The following is a 20,182-nucleotide window of genomic DNA, read 5'->3' as shown; positions in this document are numbered from 1 at the left end:
GAAAGCCTCCAGACCATACATCAGATAAGCAAAGCTACGCATTTCTGCCTACTGAATACCGTCGCTTACCTCGGTATCTTGCAACCAAGGATTGTTTGCAAGTTCGTCTTCCATCGTTGTCATGTCCCCATGTCCACACAAAAGGGTTGTGTGTGCGGGCACAAGCTTTTTGAGACGTGCCAGGGTTTGCATCAAAATCTCACGATTACCACCTGCAAGGTCGGTCCTTCCGCAAGAGCCCTTAAAGAGGGTATCACCCACAAATGCAAGTCCAAGCGCTGTACCTTCACCAAGCAAAACAATGCCACCAGGAGTGTGACCTGGAGCTTCAATCACACGAAAGCTTGCTGTGCCCAGCTCAATAACATCCCCTTCATGCAAAAGCCGATTGGGAGCAGGAGCGTTGTTGTCGTATGTACGGCCTAGCTCACTTTCCTCACCTGCGTGTGAAGCAAGTTCAACATCAGCTTCGTGCATCATGAAACGTGCACCAGTTACACGCTGAAGAGATAAGACCCCGCCCACATGATCACCATGACCATGGGTCGCAACAATATTTTTGATATGTACATCTTCTAAGTGCTTGGCAATGCCTACGCCTGATGCGCCAGGATCCACAATAAGGCACTCCCCTTGTGAGATATAGGCATAGCAGTTGGTCTGCAGCTGACCCACCACAAACATGCGAACCTGATCTTCCCCATCACTGGGTGCAGGGTGATGATGCCCGCAACAGCAGCTGTCCTCATGGCTATGACCGCCACAACAGTGACCATCCTCATGATGACCATCGCAACAACTTTCGCGTTTCTTTTCTTCTTCAGACATAGTTATGCCCTTTTCTTCATCTGGTTAGCGCCTTCACCCGGCATGATACGCCGGCAGTCAAATACCGATGGCACACGACTCACATGAGCGAGCACCGTATCAAGCAAAGACGCATCGGATATTGCCAAAAGGAAGCGAAGCCTCGCCACACCTTGCGAGGAAATCTGTGTTGCTGCAGAAAGAATATTTGCCCCCGTATCACCCAAAACAATGGTGACATCCTTAAGCAGGCCCATGCGATCGGAAGCCTCAACAACAATTTCTACTTGGAACTCTGTAGCTCCTGAGGTATCCCACTCCACATCAATCATGCGCTCAGGGTGGTTCATGAGCCCCTTCACATTGGGACAACCCGCACGGTGTACCGAAACGCCACGACCACGAGTAATAAAGCCCACAATATCGTCGCCTGCAACAGGATTGCAGCAATGTGCCAAATGGACAAGCAAATCTGGATCGCCTTTAACCACAACACCGCAGTTATGACGACGCTTACGGTCAGATTGTGCACGCTTGCGCATGAGTTTTGCTTTAGCAAAAGGAATATCGTCGGAAAAAGCTTTTTCACGCTCTCGCTTTGCCTGAGCGGTAGCGGCTGCCTCTGCTTGCTTTTCGGGCGTATCACGCTCAAGCACTTCTTGGACATGGTTGGCAACAGAGCGCAGTGAAACTTTACCTGTGCCAATAGCTGCAAACATCATGTCGACATCGTGATAGTCATGCATGCCACAAACTTCTTCAAGCGCCTTCGTCGTGCGCTTAGTTGCAATACCATAACCACGCTTGCGCAGCTCGCGAGCTAAATCAGCACGACCACGCTCGGCATCATCTGTTTTTGAGAGGGTCGAAAAGTACTTACGAATCTTGGCTCGCGCAGAAGGCGTCGCCACAATATTCATCCAGTCGCGACTCGGCTTGGAGTTTTTGTTAGTCAAAATTTCAACGCGATCGCCACTCTGCAGCTTGGTGGTCAGAGGCACAACTGAGCCGTTGACCTTGGCGCCAACACAGTGATTGCCAACCTCGGTATGTACCTGATAGGCAAAGTCAAGCGGCGTTGAATCGCGCCTCAGACTCATAACTGCGCTTTTAGGCGTAAAGACAAAGATCTCGTCCTCAAAAAGATCGACACGCAGATTGTTCAAAAACTCATGTGGATCGCCGATTTCGTCTTCGACAGCCCAGTCAAGCGTCTTGCGAATCCAATTAATTTGCGAGTCAATATCGCGGTCAGATGAATCAAATCTACCTTGAGAATTGCCAGAGCGCTTGTAGAGCCAATGCGCCGCAATACCGTATTCGGCCTGCTCATGCATCTGATAGGTACGAATCTGAATTTCAATAGGGCGCGCATCAAGGCCGACTACCGTCGTGTGGAGAGACTGATAACCGTTGGGCTTGGGCGTTGCAATATAGTCCTTAAAACGCCCAGGTAGTGGATGCCAAAGAGAGTGAACTGCACCCAATGCCGAATAGCAATCCGCAACGGTGCGCGTCAGTACGCGCAGAGCAATAAGATCATAAATATCAGAAAATTCCTTGCCTTTGCGCGTCATCTTTTGATAAATAGACCACAAATGCTTCGGGCGACCAAAAATTTGATAGTCTGACATACCTGCACGGCGTAACTCATCATCGAGCGTCTTGATAGCAGCGTTGGTATCCTCTTCCCGCTGAGCACGCGAATCCTGCACCATACGAGCCACACGTGCATATTCCTCAGGCTCAAGGTAGAAAAAAGCCAGATCTTCGAGCTCCCATTTAACCGAAGAAATACCTAGACGGTCTGCTAAAGGTGCATAGACATCCATAGTCTCGTGTGCCTTATACTGCTGACGGTCAGGTGGAATCGCTGCAAGCGTGCGCATATTATGTAGGCGGTCGGCAAGTTTGACGATAACAACGCGAATATCTTTGGACATTGCCAAGAACATCTTGCGAAGGTTGAGAGCTTGCTTTTCGTCCATCGAAGACACGTGAATAGAGGTTAGTTTGGTAACACCATCGACAATCTCGGCAACATTGTCACCAAAACGTTTGCGCACGTCATCTAGGGTTGCAGGTGTATCTTCAACGGTGTCGTGAAGCAAAGCCGCACAGATTGAATCAGCATCCATGCGCAGATCACGAGCCAAAATTAAGGCAACCTCAACAGGATGGTTGATATAGGGCTCGCCCGAACGACGTCGCTGATCGCGGTGGAATTCAGCAGCAAAGCGGTATGCCTCTTCAACGCTCCTGTTGGCTTCGTCATCGAGGGTATCTGCACAAGTTACCTGCAAAACGCGCCAGTTGTCCGCCTGTGGTATGTCAGAATTACTTCGTCGACCCTCAACATTTTGCTGCTTTAGAAACGTTCCCATACTCTCACCCACCACATACTACATGCCCAAAGCCTGGCACAATTGGTTTGTTAATACTATCAAGCAGCTCTGCTTGTGCACAACGCAAAACCCATTCGCGGAATTCTGCAAAGTCCTCAGCAGCCCTGATGCCCTCAACATAACGGGCTGACTGAGCCAAATTCATGCGCGGTGGATTGCTTGTAAGCTTAATTTCGCGCGTGGGCCCGTAACTACTTAGTTGGAGTAGACCAAGTTCAGCAAAAACAGCAATTCCTGCCTCGGAAACCTGCGCATCAAGCGCATAGCGCCCATCTTGCAGACGAGCTTGTGCTGCCAGCTCCTCATCACTTACACGGACAATGTCGTCGTGACTTGTGTGCTCCAGCAGACGCAGCGCGCGCCACAGCATTTTAAGCTCATCGCGCGTGGGAGCAGCAGCAGCCAAGAGACGCTCGTTAACCGAGGCATCTCGAGCAGAAAACATCAGCCAAATATAAGCAGGGAGTCCATCTCGACCCACACGGCCACTCATCTGATTGAACTCAGTGCGACCAAAGGGCAACTGGTAGAGCACGACATGGCGCACATCGCCAATATTGACACCCTCTCCAAACGCACTGGTAGAGACAATACAACACAGCCGTCCATCACGAAACGCCCGCTCAACCTTGACGCGAACACGCGGTTCAAGACCTGCATTGTAATAAGCAATGCGATCGGCTAGCTCGCCGGTCATATGACGGAGCTTGCGTACCAAAGAAACGCTTTCCTCACGCGAGTTGACATAGATAATGCACTTCTCCCCTTTTGCAACAAGGGAGGCAAGAGCCAACTCACGGTCACGCTTCTCTCGACAGTCAAGCAACTCGAGATTTTTACGGACAGCATTATCAATAAGGATGTTTTCACTGCTAATGCCTAACAGATTTTGAATCTGCAAAGCAACCTCTCGTGGAGCAGTAGCTGTGACAGCCAGCACCGTAGGATGAGCTAATTCATGACGAATTTCAGGGAACTTTGCATACGCGGGACGATTTGATGTGGCCTGCATCACATGATGCGCCTCATCTACCACTAAAAAGCCGATACGCGCTATTTGCGCAAAGCGATCAGTATGAATCGCCAAAAACTCTGGTGTGGTTAAGACGATATCGCAACTTCCATCTGCCAATTCCGACCAAACTGTTGCACGCCTGTCTTGGGGTGTCGCACCCGTAAGCACGCGAACACCAACACCAATATGTGCAAACTCATCTTGAAGATGACGAGCTTGATCGTTAACGAGAGCACGCAAAGGATAAACAAAAACTGATGCCTTGTGATAGGCAACTGCTTCACGCGCTGCATGCACATGAAAGATAAGTGACTTTCCCCGACCGGTAGCCATCACCACAAGCGTCGATTGCTTTTTTGCCAAGCAGGCAAGTGCTTCGCGCTGAGCAGGAAGGAGCTGGTGTTCGCCAATGAGCTCAGCTGCCAATACCTCAGTCAGCTCATCGTAATCAAGTTGTGCCAACTCGCCTCGATGCTCTGCAGGATTGGGCGTTGGAGGATCAAATCCTTCAAGTATGAGAGATTCGCCTGGCGCAGGTCCGCGGCTTGGTTGATCGCGAAACAAAATATCTTTGACCATCAGCTTGGTTTTGGTACGACCCTGCCACGTCTCATTTTTTGTTTCAAATACGAGATCAACAATACTTTCGGTAGAAGCAGCACGCTCCAACTCGGGAGCATTAAACATCACAGCAGGAACTTCATTAAAGCCATCTGTTGCAATAAACAAAAGATGTTTGCCATTACGCGAGCGTTTGCGATCGCGCATCGAAACACCGCGCACGGCAAAGAGGGGCTTTTTATTGCCCTGGCCAAAGGGTTGCAGTGCCTCAAGCGAGGCAACCGTCTCGACATTGAGCTCAGAAAGCTCAACAAGCGCCGTGACCTCTTTACGATATTCAAATTGCTCCTGGGGAAGTTTTGCGAGTACCGCAGAGAGCCGCTTGCGAAAAGCGTCAATTTTGTCTTCGGAAACGGTGACACCAACAGCACCTGCATGGCCACCAAAACGAATAGTCAAATCAGCACACTGCTCAACGGCATGAAAAAGATCAACCGTACCAACCGAACGCCCCGAACCACGTGCTTCGCCATCTACCAAAGAAAATACGATGGCTGGCACGTGATAGTGATTGACGATACGGCTGGCCACAATACCTTTGACGCCCTCATGCCAGTCTCCGCCTGCAACTACTACAACACGGCCACCATCCCAGCAACGTTCTGCTTCTGCGAGAGCCGCTTCGGACATAGCAAATTCTGTCTCGCGACGAACCTCATTGATCTGCTCCAGCGAAGCCGCAAGCAAACTCGCTTCTTCAATATCGTCGGTAAAAAGCAGCTTAAAAGCAATGTCGGTAGAACCCATTCGTCCTGCCGCATTAAGGCGCGGAATAATCGAGAAGGGCAGGTCGTCAGCAGCAACCGTCGATAAGTCTACCTTGGCGATTTGTGCCAATGCTGCCAAACCGGGACGCGTAGAATGATGCATGCATTCAATACCATCTGCCACCAGGGCACGATTTTCTCCCTGAAGCACCATCATGTCCGAAACAGTACCCAGACAGGCAAGCTCGGTCAATGAGCGCCACAAATGTGGCTGTCCCAATCGGCGACCCAGTTCACAGACGAGCTTGAGCGCAACACCTGCTCCCGCCAAATCTCGAGACGGACAGTCAGCGGATAGTTTGGGGTCAACCACCGGAACACCCGTTGGCACCAAATCCGCAGGCTCGTGATGATCGGTAATCACCACATCAATATTGTGCTCAAGTAAAGCTTTTACTTCTTCAGCCGAAGCAATGCCATTATCAACAGTTACCACCAACTGAGGCTTACATGCCTCAACTACGCGCAACAAAGCATTTTTGCTAAGACCATATCCTTCAGTAAAGCGATCAGGAATAAAAGCTTGCACCTGTGCTCCAAGCGCACGCAAGCCCAAGCCCAAAACGCTTGCTGCCGACATACCATCCACATCGAAGTCACCAAAAACCGCGATTGACTCACCGTCAGAGATGGCGCGCATGATGCGCTGCACCGCTTCTTCCATATCTGGAATCAACAGTGGATCGGACCAGTCACGTTCAAGAGAAGGAGTCAAAAATCTTTGTGCTTCAACAGGGTCACTCACACCTCGAGCAGCCAAAACACGCGCTGCTAAAGGTGCTAATCCCAACTCAGACATAAGTCTGACTTCTGCTTTTTTATCTTGTTGCAGCAGCTGCCAGCATCTGCTGCCCGCCAAGCCGCCCATGGGCTACAGCCCGCGCTTTGCAAAGCTGTGAGCTGCTCCGCGTTCATTCTGCTGGACAATACGTACTGCAGCCCCAGCGCCACCATAGCGCTCTTCAAGCTTGTGCCATTTAGGCTCGTGAGTCTTCCAAATCGCAAGCAGCGGGCTTGCGATAGCAAAGCTTGAGTAGGTACCCAACAATTCACCAATAAGCATGGCAAACGCAAAGTCACGCAGAGTTGTGCCACCGATGGCATACATTACGATGATGGGCACAATGGTTGTAATAGTTGTATTGATGGTGCGAACAATCACTTCGTTAATCGAATAGTTTGTAATCTGGAAATAGGTACGGTGGTTTGCATCTCCACCGCGCTTGGCGTTCTCATTTATACGGTTGAACTCAACAACCGTATCGTAGAGCGAATAACCCATAACGGTCAGTAGTGCAGCCACCACATTGGGGGTAATGGGTGTCTGGGTCCACGCATACACACCCAAAATAATGACAAGGTCATGCACCAAAGAAGCCACCGCTGTAATAGACATCTTAAATTCGTAGCGGATGGACACAAAAGCAATGATGGCGACCAGCGACACTAAAAAGGCAATGCTTGAGGAGCGTACCGTATCAGCACCCCAGTCGGGACCGATAGTGGTAACCGTATAGGAGGACTTAGGCAGCTTGAGCGACTCGGCAGCAGCCGCAGCATGTGCCGTTGCATCCGTAGGATTGGTCGCATCCGAGCGCACAAGGAAGCCCTTCTCGCCCTCGGTTACCGCCGTTTGAATAGTAAGGTTTTGCTCACCTGTTGCCTCAAGTGCGCTGCGCATTTGAGCAATACTAATATCGCCCGTATTTTGGAAGTCAATCTCAGTACCACCGCGGAACTCAATACCAAAGACCAAGCCGCGAACAATTAAGCCTACGATTGATAGCACTATCAAAATTCCCGAGAAGGTCAACAACTGGAAGCGATGACCCATAAAGTTAATCTCAGACGCGAAGTGGCTACGCATGGGCCACACCCCCTTTCGAAGGCTGACCATGACGTGCACGCTCGCCCTCTTCCATATCGCCGCGAACACCCCAGAACCTAGGATGCTTCTCGATAGAAGCTGCTAACAGGCGAAGTGCGGGCGCTTTAAAACAAAACATCGTTACCAAGTCGCAGGCAACACCCAACATCAAGGTAAGACCAAAGCCTTTAACCGAACCGACTGCCACAGCAAAAAGAGCAATGGCGGTTACCAACGTAACAGCATCGGCATCGAGCGAGGTAGCGATACCATGCTTGACACCAGACATCGAAGCTTGTCGTACAGTACGTCCCATACGAATCTCTTCACGGAAGCGCTCAAGAACCAAAATCGAGGAGTCCGCAGCAGAACCGGTAGTCAACACCACTGCAGCAAGTCCTGGTAGCGTTAATGAGTACGCTCCAAAATGCGAAAGCAACGCCAGTAAACCTAGATAGAGCAGCGCAAAGATACCAAGTGAGCCCATGGTCAAAAGGCCAAGCCCTTGGTAGAAGACAAACAGGTAGATGATAACAATCGCAGCACCCGCAGCAATTGCCACTACACCCTGTGTGAGCGAATCTTGACCCAACGTAGGACCAACAACACGGCTCTCTGAGTAGGTCAGCGTTACTGGAAGAGAACCAGAATCAAGGATGGTCTTGAGTGAACGAGCTTCCTCAGCAGTAAAGCCACCTGTAATAGAAACCTGACCGCCACCAATTTCTTCTTGCACTGCAGGCGATGACTTAATGACGCCGTCAAGCACAATAGCAATACGTCCATTGGTAGGCGCAAGCTCACGAGTAACCTTGGCAAAGGTTTTTGCCGCATCAGAATTGAGCTTGACATTAACTGCATAGGCGCCAGTAGCCGATTGACCTGCTTGTGCTACCGAAGTCGAAGTGATAGACGAACCATCCATAAAAGCCTTGTACGTACCTGGCTTGAGCTGGATGTTGCTGGCATCTTTGCTCCCAAGACGAGCAAGCGCATCAGCATCACCAATCTCATCGAGACGAACGAATTCAAGCTTGCCTGTCTTACCGATAGTCTGCACTGCAGAATCGGCATCAGTCGCACCAGGAATCTGTACCAAGATTGAGTTGGAACCTTGCTTTTGTACGGTAGCTTCAGAGGCACCCAAAGAGTTCACACGATTTTGGACGATAGTGGTAGCTGTGGACATCTCGTCGCCTGTTGGAGTAGAACCATCCGGTTTGGCGGCCGTCAAAATAACAGACACACCACCACGGATATCAAGACCCTGCGTAATGCGCTCACTTAAAGGTGTAAAGCCCCAGACACACACAACACACAGGCACGCAAGAAGCACAAGTGTTGCAATATGCCTCTGTAAAACCGCAGGCATACGCCTCGTTTTGCGAGCTTTGTTACGCTGATTGCTTGTCGTAGAGCCAGATGTCGCCTGCCTCCAGCTGTCAAAGCCCGAAGCGGACTTTGAGCCGTTCTTCTTGCTTGCCATATATATCTCCTGAACTACCAGTAGTTTAACCAGCTCATTTTACCAGTCTTGGCAGACATAAAACGGCGCAAGGACAAATGCAGCCCCTCGAACAGCAACATTGAGCTACGAACGGCTGATTTATTGCATTATTTTTTGACAAGAAAACAATAGTTAAGAACAATCGCGCTGCTTTTTAAAAGTCATTACTCGCGGGCAACTCATTCCACGTATTGACAAAATCATGGTATGTACCTGCAATAATGGCTTCACGAGCATCGCGCATCAGCTGTAGAAGATAAAAAATATTGTGCTGTGATAACAAAATGCCACCGAGCATTTCATTTTGCTTAACTAAATGATGTAGGTAAGCACGCGTGTAACCACCTTGGCATACGGGGCAATGACACTCGGCATCCAAAGGAGCTGCATCGTGAGTAAAGCGAGCATTTTTGAGATTGATACGACCTTCGCTTGAAAATGCCGTACCCATACGAGCAGTGCGTGTGGGAAGTACACAGTCAAACATATCAATTCCACAAGCCACGCCGCGCACCAAAGTGGTGGGATTGCCAACACCCATTAAGTAGCGGGGTTTGTTACGTGGCATATACTCAGAGACCAAAGGTGTCAACGTCTCAAACATCGTTTGATGGTCCTCGCCTACTGAATAACCGCCGATACCATACCCGGGAAAATTGCCGCACTCCTCTAGGTGGCGCAGACTTCTCAAACGCAAATCCAGATCCATACCGCCCTGAACAATGCCAAAAAGTGCCTGGTCTTTGCGGGTATGTGCCTTATAGCAGCGTTCAGCCCACTTGCTTGAAAGCTCAACCGCACGCTCAACAAAACTACGCTTTGCAGGATAGCCAGGGCACTGATCCAACTGCATCACAATATCAGCGCCCAGTTTTTGAGCTATTTCCATATTGTCTTCAGGAGTCCAAAAGACATAACTTCCGTCGTAATCAACCGCACGAAAACGTACGCCCTCATCACTAAGCTTGACGAAGTCACCATGTGAAAAGACCTGAAATCCACCCGAATCGGTAAGGATAGGTCCATGCCACTGCATAAAGTCATGCAGGCCGCCCATCTCAGCAACTAAATCCGCACCTGGTCGCATTGATAAATGGTAGGTGTTTGCCAGCAAAATCTTGGTGCCCAACTCGGACAGAGTCGAAGTCATCAAACCCTTTACCGTTGCCTTCGTACCCACAGGCATAAAAATAGGGGTTGGAATATCACCATGAGGCGTATGTAAGACACCTGCGCGTGCATGGGTTTTTGGATCTTCTGCGATGATGTCGTACTCAAACATACTGCCTCGTCATTCTTGTCTACAAAATACCAACAAAAAGCCCAGCACATACTGGTGCTGGGCTTTGATGTGCCACAAACTGCGCAAGCGCGCCAAAATGTGCCTACTCGCCGAAGCCGCTGTCGATAAGAGCAATCAGAGCGTCGAGAGCTTCCTGCTCGTCAGGACCGTCACATGCAAGCTCAACGGTGGTACCGGTACCCAAGCCAGCAGCCAAAACCATCATGATGGAGTTAGCCTTAACAGGAGCGCTGTCCTTGTCAACGTTACGAATCGTAATCTTGGACTGGTACTTCTTGACCTCGCTGACGAACACGGATGCGGGGCGGGCGTGCAGGCCAGTAGCGTTCGTGATCGTCGTCTGCTTCGAAACCATACTGGACTCCTTAGATGAGAGGCGAGAACGTTCTCGCCGTTGGACTTGATGTCATTCTAGCAAACATCAGGGCATAATATCGGCGAGCCAATTTCGGATACGACAGAATAAAATTTATCTAGTAACACGTATACTAATTTTTAGCACTTTGCAGATATAGCGAAAGGGAACACGATGAAGCTCTTCTTCGCAAATGAGACAAAAACAGACGAACAGGATAGCGCTCCTGAGACACTACATTCAGCAGATATGCCTGACAGCTATCCCGCTGCCTATGGCTCAGCTCCAACTGATGAGCCAACAACGAGGGAATTATCCGCTGAAAGCGATGAAAAACCGTTGTCTGAAAATGCATTTCTCGCGGGTATTACTGCTTTACGTGAGGTACATCATGCCTCGAGGCGCACCGAGGAAGCTCGTCAACGTCTTGCCGAACTTCAAGCTGAAATCGAGGAAGACACCGATGAGCTCAATCACCGTCTGTCCATTGAGCAAAATTTTGAGCAAATCATCGCCCGTAATACCGCCGATCTCGAACAAGCAAGTGCTGATGAGAAAGATGCGCATGCTCGTGGTGACCTTGCGAGTGCAACTCGTAGCGATCTCATAAAACAACTTGAGGCGATGAAAGCCAAACATGAGGAAAAGCTGGGTCCTTACCGGGGTCTCATGGAAACCACCAAAGCGCGCGCTGATGATGCATCACGCGCCCTCGGTGAGGCTCGCCGCGATGCTAAATCTGCCGAATCCCAAGAAGCAGATGCGGTACGCAACCGTGATGCAGCAATAGCCTCGGCAAACCGTGCAGTTGATACCGCACGCGATCGCTTACAACGCGCACAAGACGAGCTTACCCGTGCAAAGCAAAGCCAAAATACCACTCCAAGCACCTCCGACCGTCTGCTGCACCAAGTCATTACTGAACAAGCAGCACTTGACCTTGCCAAACAAAAGGTTCCCACCGTAACAGCTGAAGCCGATCAACGCGTTGAAACAGCGCAGACCTATCTCGCTTCGCGCAAGCAGATTTTGGCCGAGGTGGAACATCAGGCAAGTGAGGCCAAGGCCGAGGCAGGTGCCCGTAAAGAAGAATATGACGGGCTCTATAAACAGGCCATGGCTGACGAAGAGGCACTCAAAAAGCAGATTGCGGTCTGCGATAGCGATCTTGAACAGGCAAACGACAATGCTACTGAAGCTCGCGAGCGCGCAGATGTTGCACAAGCAGCGCTAGATGAGGCTAACGATATCCACTCCACACCTGAAGTGACTACCGAGCTGCACGAGCGTATCGCAAACTCGCAAGAACAAGCAGCGGCAATGAATGCTGAGGCTGATTCTCTTGCCCAAAAAGAGCATATACTCAGAACCGAGACTCGTGGCTCGCGCGCATTGATCATCAGTATCGCTATTGTGCTCGTTATCATTATCGTAGCTGTAATTTGGCTGCTTTTCTTTTCTAAGTAAGCACCTATAACCACGATGATATTGACGCACACAAGAGATGATTACTCGATAAACATGGCGTCTCCAAAGGAGAAGAAACGGTACTTCTCGTTAACTGCATGCCGATACGCCGAGAGAATCTGTTCGCGTGTCGCAAATGCCGAAACCAGCATCACCAGTGTCGAACGCGGTACGTGGAAATTAGTGATTAGTCCATCTACCACGTGATAGGTAGAACCAGGCATGAGGTACAGATTGGTTGTGGCGCTATTGCGCGCCACAATGTCACCTTTGCCCAGTATCGCTGCAGAGTCATCAGCGTCTTCAAAATGACGCGCCGTTACGGGGCACGCTGCTACAGGTGCCTTTGCTTCCCAGGCACTTTCAAGCGAGCGGACAGCTGTTGTTCCCACTGCAATAACGCGATGACCGGCAGCTTTGGTAGCATGTACCGCATCGACCACCTCCTGCGGAAGGTGATAGCGCTCAGTGTGCATGACATGTTCGCTGGGATCATCTTCAGTTACCAAACGGAAGGTATCGATACCCACCTCTAGTTCCACCGCAACAATACCGATACCTGCAGCTTTTATACGATCAAGCAGTTCAGATGTAAAGTGTAGACCTGCCGTGGGAGCAGCAGCAGAGTGCTCTTCTTGCATAGCATAGACCGTCTGATACTTTTCGGGATCACCTTCATACTTGGTGATATAGGGGGGCAAAGGCACATGACCCGCTTTGTGTATAGCCTCGTCTAGGGTAAGACCGTCGGCAGGAGTAAAACGAATAAGACGTCCGCCCTTGTTATCAGGAACAAAATCAAGGATTTCGCCTGAAAGTACCACAGGAGATGCCTCAGATGCATGCAGGCCACCTTCGCGATATTCCACCACAGCGCCCTGCTTGAGACGCTTGCCTGGATTGACCAGGCATTCCCACACGTGACCCAACGGATCTTGATCTTCACGGCGCTTCAGCAACAGTGTTTCAGCAACACCACCCGTCTTGCGCTTGCGTCCCACAAGGCGCGCAGGCATCACGCGCGTCTTATTGATAACAAGCAAATCTCCAGCTTCGAGATAGTCCAGTATGTCATAGAAGTGACGGTCATCGACACTGCCCGCGGGACGTCCGTCTGAGGTCGCATCGCGGTGCAATACCAACAGGCGACACGAATCACGCGGCTCGACAGGGGCTTGCGCAATCAACTCTTGCGGCAATTCATAATCAAAATCATCAGTGCGCATAGGCATGTGTATAGCTCCTTGCAAACAAAACAAAAGACCGCGACAACAATAGCACGAGCCTACTTCCGACGACGCCAGGGAGCGAAATTGGCAGGCACAGGATGAGCACCCTTGCGTGAAGTGGGCACAATCGAAGGCTCGGTCTCGGCACGACGCAGGATACGATCATGCTTGAGTGCCTCTGCAGATTTGGCCTCAAGGTAAACGCTACCTGAACCAGGAGCAGCGCTAAAGTCACCGTAGCCTTCCTCATCAATTACTATCTTATCTTCTTGGCCTACGACACAGACAAAATCTTTGCCCGCATGCTGGGTGCCCACATACATGTGCTTGGTGCCGCCCTCTCCGTCAGTAATTACCACCGCAATGCCACTACCCGCATGTTCATCATCGCCTTCGCGCGTCCATCCAATGAGATCTTTGTCATCAAAATAGTCATGTTGTGCGCCGTACGCATGACGCTGACGAATTTCCATGAGCAGGGGAAGATTACGTACCACAGGCAACGCGGGCGTGTCTTCTCCCTCCTCGCCAGCCTTAGCCTCGGCTCCAGCACCAAAAAGATCACCATAAAAGACACAAGGATAACCTGCTTCACGCAGCAATATCAGCATGTAGGCGCTTGGTTTGAACCAAGACGCAACCGTAGATGCCAAGGCTTGGCCTGGCTGGGTATCGTGATTGTCCACAAAGGTCACTGCATGTACAGGGTTACTTGCTACCAAGGTACCATCAAAAAGATGGGCTAAATCCATAGTGCCCATGCTATTTGACACACCAAAAAGTTTGTAGTGTAGCGGTACATCAAAGAGACTCATTGGCATGTCTTCGCCCAAATATGCTTCGAGTTCGCTTAGTTCAGGCGACCAATACTCACCTACGGTAAAAAGTTCACAGCCACATTTTTCACGTAAATGAGCAATCCAGCGGCGGAAGAAAGACTTTGACACGTGCTTGAGCGCATCAAGGCGCAAACCATCAAGACCCGTTGTCTTTATATACCACTCACCCCAGCGCACCAGCTCTGCTTCAACGGCAGGGTTGTTAACATCAACATCGTTACCCATGAGGTAGTCAAAGTTGCCATTTTCAGTATGGTCAACATCCTCGTCCCACTTCTTGCCGGCAAAGCGAAAGATGCCTGTCTGATGCGTGTCCTCGTCCCAATCCGTACCGTGAAAACAGGTCCAATCCCACTGAAAATCAGAGTATTGAGCGTTACGCCCAGGAAAACGATAGCGGGTCCACGCAGAAATGGTCTTTTCTTCGGTCAGGTCAGATTCACGTGCGGCAGCATCAACCTCAAATGCACGCACATGCTCAGTCTCCTCACCACCCATACGATGATTGAGTACGATGTCACCGAGCACCTGAATGCCTGCCTTTTGCAGGGCTCCAATCGCCGCAAGATATTCTTTTTTGGTGCCATATTTAGTACGTACCGAGCCACACTGGTCAAACTCACCCAAATCCCAGGTGTCATATACGCTATAGCCCACACTCTCGCCACCCTCAGCTGCTTTATACGCAGGCGGCAGCCAGACCGCTGTGATTCCCATCTGTGCCAACGTCGGCGCAAGCCGTGCCATACGCTTCCAATGTTGACCGTCTGCAGGAAGATACCAAGAAAAACCTTGGAGCATCATGCCATTATTCATACGTTCCTCCAATGTAGGAATTCGTTAGGAGTTTGGGGCACATCGCAGGGATAGCTCGAGCAAAGCAAAACGCCAGGCTGGCTGCGGTAATCTCCCGAGCCAAATCAATCCCCCTAGCCAAGCTGGTTTTTACGCGCAGCTTTGCGAACATCACGCGCCTGTTGGCGGTCAAGCGCGGCCTCTGCTGCCGAAAAACGACAACCACAATAGTTTTGGCGATACATATTGAGCTCACGCGACTCTATAGTCGCTTCGGGATAATACGGACGAAAATCACGCCAGACTGGCGTGAGACCATAACGATGCGCCAGCGCAAACAGCACCTCATGGCAGACCTCAAAGAGCTGATACGGCGAGACTACCAGCGTTGTGCTGATGTACTCAAAGCCCTGTGCAACAGCCACACGACAACTTTCCTCGAGACGCTGTGCATAGCAAGCGCGGCAGCGACGCTCACGCTTGAGTCCCGCGGGTGCCACCTTGCGCTCCCAGCTCTCACGGTCATCCCCAGCTACGATAACATCTACGTGAGCAATATCATGTGCCCAAGCCTGCAAGGTGCGCAGACGTAAGTCATGCTCGGCAACGGGCGCAATATTGGGATTAGTCCAACAGATTAAAGGATCCCAACCCTCCTGCCGCAAAAGTTTGAGCGGTTCAAGTGAGCAAGGACCGCAGCAAGCATGCAAAAGCAAAGGTGTGCCAGGATGGGGAGCTATCCTCTGTGGCGGGAACATTATCGTAGTGCTTTGCTTTTCCATGCCACCTCCTCAAGATGGTACGTTCAAGCGACCAGCCAAGCACAACAGCCAGCCAAGCATAGCAGACTCATTTGTGAGGACTATGCATACTCAATAAAAGAGACTCGACAGCCTTTTGAGCTGCCGAGTTTCAAGTTGCTTGCATTTATGCAGATAGACGCTTAGTTTTCCCCATCTTCACTGGAGGCGCGGGGAGTTTCCAAAGCAGAGACAAACTGCTCAAACTGAGATGTACTCTCACGGAAATCATTGGGTAGCACCACCGTCGATGCACCCTTTTCGGCAAAGCCGCGCATCATATCAATCCACTGGGTAAACTCAAACAAACGATTGGCATCGGCCTCAGTGAGCTCGGATCCCTTAATGGTATCGATGGATTCTTTGATACCACGAGCAATAGCGACACGTTGGTCAGCGATACCTTGACCCTCGGCTGCCATAGCTTCGGCGCGAGCCTTTGCCGCGATAACCGTCTTTGCACGCTCGGCATTTGCATCATTGGTAGCAGACTCAAGGTTATTCTTGGATGCGATGATATGGTTCATCGATTCCTGTACCTCTTTAGGCAGGCGGATTGAAGTAATCAGCGTAGTTACCAGTACAATGCCGTAGTTCAGCATCTTTGTCGCAACTGCTTCGTCAATGGCCTGAGCAATGGCATCTTTCTCAGAGAAGACCTCGTCAAGACTACGATTAGGAATTTGGCTACGCAAAGCATCTGCTAGATAATCCTGCATCTGAGTCACAGGATTAGTCAGGGTGTAACGGCTCTTCCAAATACCACTCTCAGCACCCAACTGAATATCAGATGCGTCAACGTGATACTGGATAGACACATCCAACTCGATGGTGACATTGTCAGAGGTTTTGGCATCAAAGGTCATATGCTGATCTTCGGTCATCAAGTCCACATCAAAGGTACGATCAGCGTAAGGCACCTTCACATGAAAGCCAGGCAACATAATGCCATGAAATTTACCGAGCCGCTCGACGATTGCAACGTGCTGTTGACGCACAACATACGCCGTCGAAAGCACTGCACTAGCACCAAAAACCAGCAGAATTACAAATAGGAAAAACATCGCATTTCCTTTCTCAGACGCAGTCCGCTTGGCTGCACCCAAAAGACGAGTAGATAGTACCCTTCTCCACCTACTCTTAATCTGAGCCTTGCGGGCGATATTTTTGCTCTACGTCTGTCATCACAATACCGTCACAATCTATTACACCCAACTTCCCTGCCCGCTTCCTGCAACATTGTGGGATAATCGCGAAGCACACCCATCAACTCTAGGAGCAGTACGCATGTCTTCTGTAGATCGTCCAAATTTCCCCCGTCGCGCCGTTATCACAGGCGGAATGCCTTATGGCAACAAAAACCTGCACTTTGGCCACATTGGTGGCGTATTTGTGCCAGCGGATTTTTTTGCTCGTTTTCTGCGCGACCGTATTGGTGCCAAAAATGTGTTGTTTGTTTCGGGCACCGACTGCTATGGCTCACCCATCATGGAGGGCTATCGCAAGAAGGTCGAAGGCGAAAGCTATGCAGGCACCATTGAAGACTACGTGCGCGACAATCACGAAGCGCAAAAGGTCGCGCTTGATGCCTACGGAATTTCTCTCGATATCTTTGCAGGTTCTGGACTGGAGCCAGCAGCTCATTTTCATGAAGAACTTTCCGATATCTTAATTCGTCGTTTGTATGAAAAGGGTGTTCTTATCAAGCGCGAGACCTTGCAGTTTTATGACACCAAAGCCAAGCAGTTCCTCAATGGTCGCCAGGTTATCGGTCGTTGCCCCATCCGCGGTTGCAAGTCCGAAAAAGCCTACGCAGACGAATGCGACTTGGGTCACCAATTTGATCCCGAAGAGCTTATTGCACCTGTGTCGCAGCTCACCGGCACCACGCCCGAGCTGCGCCCCGTTGCAAACTGGTACTTTGATTTGCCGAAATACCAACACGTGCTCGAGGAACTCATGGACGAGTGGGACGCTGATCCTCAAGTGCGCGCTATCGTTACCAAGACGGTGCGTGAGTCACTTGTGGCACCAGTAATGTATATCCAGACAAAGTTTTACGAGACCTACCATGCTGTTGAAGCAGAGCTGCCTCAGCACACAACCATTGAGGCCGAGAAAAACCAGTCGTCCTTCTCGGTCGAATTCAACAACTGGCAAGATCGTGACAAAGCACGCAGTGTTTTGGAAGGAGCCGAGATTCGCTTCCGCACAGGCAAAACCCTGCTGCCATTCCGCATTACGGGCAATATTTCTTGGGGCGTACCAGCACCAGACATCGATGGCTCTGCTGCTGCCACAAACCAAGATTTAACTGTGTGGTGCTGGCCCGAAAGCCTGTGGGCGCCTATCTCCTTTGTACAAACCGCACTCGCACTTGATTCTGACCGAAGTGGCGAAGGCCAAACGCCACGCTACGCCAATCACGATTGGCGCGCATGGTGGTGCGATCCCGAGGCAAAGGTTTATCAGTTCATCGGCCAAGACAACATCTATTTCTACTGCGTTGCTCAGCCCGCAATGTGGGCAGCACTTGACTGGAAGCTCACACAAGACACGCCAATTGCCAACTATCACGTGCTCTTTATGAATAAGAAGGCTTCCAGCTCGGGTGCTATTAAACCTCCAATGGCAGCCGAACTACTTGATTACTACACGCCCGAACAGCTGCGTTGCCACTGGTTGTCACTAGCCCTCGATCAAAAAGCAGTCTCCTTCTCCCCTAAGGCCTTTGATACTTCTGTCTCACACAAGGACAAAAAAACCGGTGAAGAAGTACTCGTAAAAGACGATCCGCGCGTGGCTGACCCCGCCCTAAAAGAAAGCGCATTTTTGACGAATATATTTAATCGTTTAGCGCGTTCCTGCTTTTATGGTGCGGCAAATGTCTGTGAGGGCCACCTGCCCACAGTAGCTCCCAAGGCAGAAGTTGTTGATGAATGCCGTGAAGCTGTGCTTGCCTTTGAACGTGCAGCTCACGTATTTGACGCACACAGTGCACTAGGCGTTGTAGATGATTTTGCTCGCGCTGCCAACAAACGGTGGGGCAACGCAAGCAAAGCCGCCAAGGGCGATGATGCTGCCTACGAGCAAGCGCTTGCTGATGCCTTTGCAGCCTTACGCACAACGACGCTGCTCATGCATCCCGCCGCGCCTACTGGTTGCGAAAAGATTTGCGAGTATTTGGGCTTTGAGTCAGAGCTCTTCTTCTCATGGGAACATTGCTTTGAAGATCCCGCTGGATTGGCCGCACTCCTTGGTCAGACTCCTACTGAGCATGCTATCGTAGCGCTACCTCCACGTTTTGATTTCTTTGAGAAACATCCAAGTCAAGGTAGATAGGCATGCTTGAGTTATCTCCAAACCAACTCATGCCCGAGTTGCCACCTCTACATATTCCACGCCCTTATGAGCGCCCGCATACCCAGCTCACGTGTGAGTTTGATGTGCTCACTAAGGATGGAGCTCATATTCACGCGTTTCTCTACGCGCCAGCAGATGGGGCACCTGTCGTAGTAAATGTCGCGGTTCCTTTTCGCTACCCCGTATTGATGCTGCATGGCAACGGTGAGGAACATGGGATTTTTGGTGCGGTGATTGATGCGCTCGTTGGCTGTGGGCGCACGGTACTTGCGGTGGATTCTCGAGCTCAAGGTGTCAGCACAAGAGGCACGGCTCCACTCACGTATGAGCTCATGTGCGCTGATGCTATTGCTGCACTTGATGCTGCAGATCTCGCAAAAGTACACGTACTAGGTTTTTCTGATGGCGCTATCGAAGGTTTGTTAATGGCGCGCGACTATGAGGAGCGTGTAGCTTCGCTTTGCTCGATTGGCGCAAACCTTTCGCCTGACAATATGGGAAGCAATGATTTTTTTGAAGAAACTGCCGAGGCATACCGCGCTTGGTCCGTTGCTGGTGATGAGTCTGCCTGTTACGAAGATGGTACGCCGGCCCCAACCCGTGTAGAGGCCTCTCATATAGCGGAGTTGCTTCACATGATGGTAGTCGAGCCACATATTGATCCTGCGAGCTTGGAAGATATTGCGTGTCCTACCTGCGTTATGGCAGGTGAGCTTGACGAAATTCCGCAAAGTGAGACCCACCGCATCGCCACGGCGATTCCTGACGCACGCGAAGTCATCATCGCAAATGCCGATCATACTTTGCCCAAAGTCGCTCCCGAAGCCGTCCTCCGCGAACTACTCGTTACCATCGCCGCTGCCGAGTAACGATCCATCTGCTTCAAAGACACGACAGTTAAAACGATGTGTGGCGTTTGACAGGCAGAGTCGTAATCGTTAAAGCAGCCTCGATCTTTCAGCAGAGTCGAAAAGAAAAAGGGAGCCGCAGCAAGGCGACTCCCTTGAACTACCTATGGACAAGCAGTGTAGCTTGCGCGAGT

General features: G+C 50.7%; 14 protein-coding genes. 3 read left to right on the top strand and 11 right to left on the bottom strand.

Going from position 1 to position 20,182, the window contains the following annotated elements:
* Nucleotides 1-48: 48 nt before the first annotated feature.
* The 7 genes from BN4314_RS06600 to BN4314_RS06570 form a co-directional block, all read right to left on the bottom strand.
* On the bottom strand, nt 49-828 hold the full coding sequence (locus tag BN4314_RS06600; RefSeq protein WP_082911205.1) for an MBL fold metallo-hydrolase: 780 nt from the start codon (nt 826-828) through the stop codon (nt 49-51).
* A gap of 2 nt (nt 829-830) precedes the next feature.
* Nucleotides 831-3,191 carry a RelA/SpoT family protein gene (locus tag BN4314_RS06595; protein ID WP_068540404.1) on the bottom strand — a complete coding sequence of 787 codons (2,361 nt, stop codon included), beginning with the start codon at nt 3,189-3,191 and terminating at the stop codon, nt 831-833.
* Between the two features lie 4 nt (nt 3,192-3,195).
* Nucleotides 3,196-6,414: a single-stranded-DNA-specific exonuclease RecJ gene (recJ, locus tag BN4314_RS06590; protein ID WP_232309731.1), complete on the bottom strand. Its 3,219-nt coding sequence runs from the start codon at nt 6,412-6,414 to the stop codon at nt 3,196-3,198.
* Between the two features lie 72 nt (nt 6,415-6,486).
* Nucleotides 6,487-7,482 carry a protein translocase subunit SecF gene (gene secF / locus BN4314_RS06585; protein ID WP_021735311.1) on the bottom strand — a complete coding sequence of 332 codons (996 nt, stop codon included), beginning with the start codon at nt 7,480-7,482 and terminating at the stop codon, nt 6,487-6,489.
* Nucleotides 7,475-8,968: a protein translocase subunit SecD gene (secD, locus tag BN4314_RS06580; protein ID WP_021735515.1), complete on the bottom strand. Its 1,494-nt coding sequence runs from the start codon at nt 8,966-8,968 to the stop codon at nt 7,475-7,477. Before secD ends, secF begins: the two co-directional genes overlap by 8 nt.
* 175 nt (nt 8,969-9,143) lie before the next feature.
* On the bottom strand, nt 9,144-10,271 hold the full coding sequence (tgt, locus tag BN4314_RS06575) for a tRNA guanosine(34) transglycosylase Tgt (RefSeq protein ID WP_068540400.1): 1,128 nt from the start codon (nt 10,269-10,271) through the stop codon (nt 9,144-9,146).
* 103 nt (nt 10,272-10,374) lie between these two features.
* On the bottom strand, nt 10,375-10,647 hold the full coding sequence (locus BN4314_RS06570) for an HPr family phosphocarrier protein (protein WP_021735307.1): 273 nt from the start codon (nt 10,645-10,647) through the stop codon (nt 10,375-10,377).
* A gap of 174 nt (nt 10,648-10,821) precedes the next feature.
* Here BN4314_RS06570 and BN4314_RS06565 point away from each other — a divergent pair, with 174 nt between their 5' ends.
* A complete protein-coding gene (locus tag BN4314_RS06565) occupies nt 10,822-12,114 on the top strand; it encodes a coiled-coil domain-containing protein (protein WP_068540398.1) in 1,293 nt (430 codons plus the stop codon).
* 41 nt (nt 12,115-12,155) lie between these two features.
* Here BN4314_RS06565 and queA read toward each other — a convergent pair whose 3' ends face one another.
* The 4 genes from queA to BN4314_RS06545 form a co-directional block, all read right to left on the bottom strand.
* Nucleotides 12,156-13,340 carry a tRNA preQ1(34) S-adenosylmethionine ribosyltransferase-isomerase QueA gene (gene queA / locus BN4314_RS06560; protein ID WP_068540890.1) on the bottom strand — a complete coding sequence of 395 codons (1,185 nt, stop codon included), beginning with the start codon at nt 13,338-13,340 and terminating at the stop codon, nt 12,156-12,158.
* A gap of 59 nt (nt 13,341-13,399) precedes the next feature.
* Nucleotides 13,400-14,998, bottom strand: coding sequence for an alpha-amylase (locus BN4314_RS06555; protein ID WP_068540396.1), 1,599 nt, complete (start codon nt 14,996-14,998; stop codon nt 13,400-13,402).
* A 113-nt stretch (nt 14,999-15,111) separates the two neighbouring features.
* Nucleotides 15,112-15,759: an epoxyqueuosine reductase QueH gene (locus BN4314_RS06550; RefSeq protein WP_232309730.1), complete on the bottom strand. Its 648-nt coding sequence runs from the start codon at nt 15,757-15,759 to the stop codon at nt 15,112-15,114.
* A gap of 161 nt (nt 15,760-15,920) precedes the next feature.
* Nucleotides 15,921-16,841: an SPFH domain-containing protein gene (locus BN4314_RS06545; protein WP_021735382.1), complete on the bottom strand. Its 921-nt coding sequence runs from the start codon at nt 16,839-16,841 to the stop codon at nt 15,921-15,923.
* 223 nt (nt 16,842-17,064) lie between these two features.
* Between BN4314_RS06545 and BN4314_RS06540 the strand changes: the two genes are divergently transcribed.
* Both BN4314_RS06540 and BN4314_RS06535 read left to right on the top strand, forming a co-directional pair.
* Entirely contained in the window at nt 17,065-19,119 is a 2,055-nt protein-coding gene (locus BN4314_RS06540; protein WP_068540394.1) for a class I tRNA ligase family protein, read from the top strand.
* 2 nt (nt 19,120-19,121) lie between these two features.
* Entirely contained in the window at nt 19,122-20,009 is an 888-nt protein-coding gene (locus BN4314_RS06535; RefSeq protein ID WP_082911204.1) for an alpha/beta fold hydrolase, read from the top strand.
* Nucleotides 20,010-20,182: the final 173 nt, after the last annotated feature.

Source organism: Olegusella massiliensis (assembly GCF_900078545.1).
GTDB lineage: Bacteria > Actinomycetota > Coriobacteriia > Coriobacteriales > Atopobiaceae > Olegusella > Olegusella massiliensis.
The sequence above is the reverse complement of the archived record's forward strand: the minus strand, read 5'-3'. Positions and strand labels throughout refer to the sequence as shown.

Coding starts and splice junctions, on each gene's coding strand:
- BN4314_RS06600 (WP_082911205.1), bottom strand. CDS start 828: ATGTCTGAAGAAGAAAAGAAACGCGAAAGTTGTTGCGATGGTCATCAT.
- BN4314_RS06595 (WP_068540404.1), bottom strand. CDS start 3,191: ATGGGAACGTTTCTAAAGCAGCAAAATGTTGAGGGTCGACGAAGTAAT.
- recJ (WP_232309731.1), bottom strand. CDS start 6,414: ATGTCTGAGTTGGGATTAGCACCTTTAGCAGCGCGTGTTTTGGCTGCT.
- secF (WP_021735311.1), bottom strand. CDS start 7,482: ATGCGTAGCCACTTCGCGTCTGAGATTAACTTTATGGGTCATCGCTTC.
- secD (WP_021735515.1), bottom strand. CDS start 8,968: ATGGCAAGCAAGAAGAACGGCTCAAAGTCCGCTTCGGGCTTTGACAGC.
- tgt (WP_068540400.1), bottom strand. CDS start 10,271: ATGTTTGAGTACGACATCATCGCAGAAGATCCAAAAACCCATGCACGC.
- BN4314_RS06570 (WP_021735307.1), bottom strand. CDS start 10,647: ATGGTTTCGAAGCAGACGACGATCACGAACGCTACTGGCCTGCACGCC.
- BN4314_RS06565 (WP_068540398.1), top strand. CDS start 10,822: ATGAAGCTCTTCTTCGCAAATGAGACAAAAACAGACGAACAGGATAGC.
- queA (WP_068540890.1), bottom strand. CDS start 13,340: ATGCGCACTGATGATTTTGATTATGAATTGCCGCAAGAGTTGATTGCG.
- BN4314_RS06555 (WP_068540396.1), bottom strand. CDS start 14,998: ATGAATAATGGCATGATGCTCCAAGGTTTTTCTTGGTATCTTCCTGCA.
- BN4314_RS06550 (WP_232309730.1), bottom strand. CDS start 15,759: ATGGAAAAGCAAAGCACTACGATAATGTTCCCGCCACAGAGGATAGCT.
- BN4314_RS06545 (WP_021735382.1), bottom strand. CDS start 16,841: ATGTTTTTCCTATTTGTAATTCTGCTGGTTTTTGGTGCTAGTGCAGTG.
- BN4314_RS06540 (WP_068540394.1), top strand. CDS start 17,065: ATGTCTTCTGTAGATCGTCCAAATTTCCCCCGTCGCGCCGTTATCACA.
- BN4314_RS06535 (WP_082911204.1), top strand. CDS start 19,122: ATGCTTGAGTTATCTCCAAACCAACTCATGCCCGAGTTGCCACCTCTA.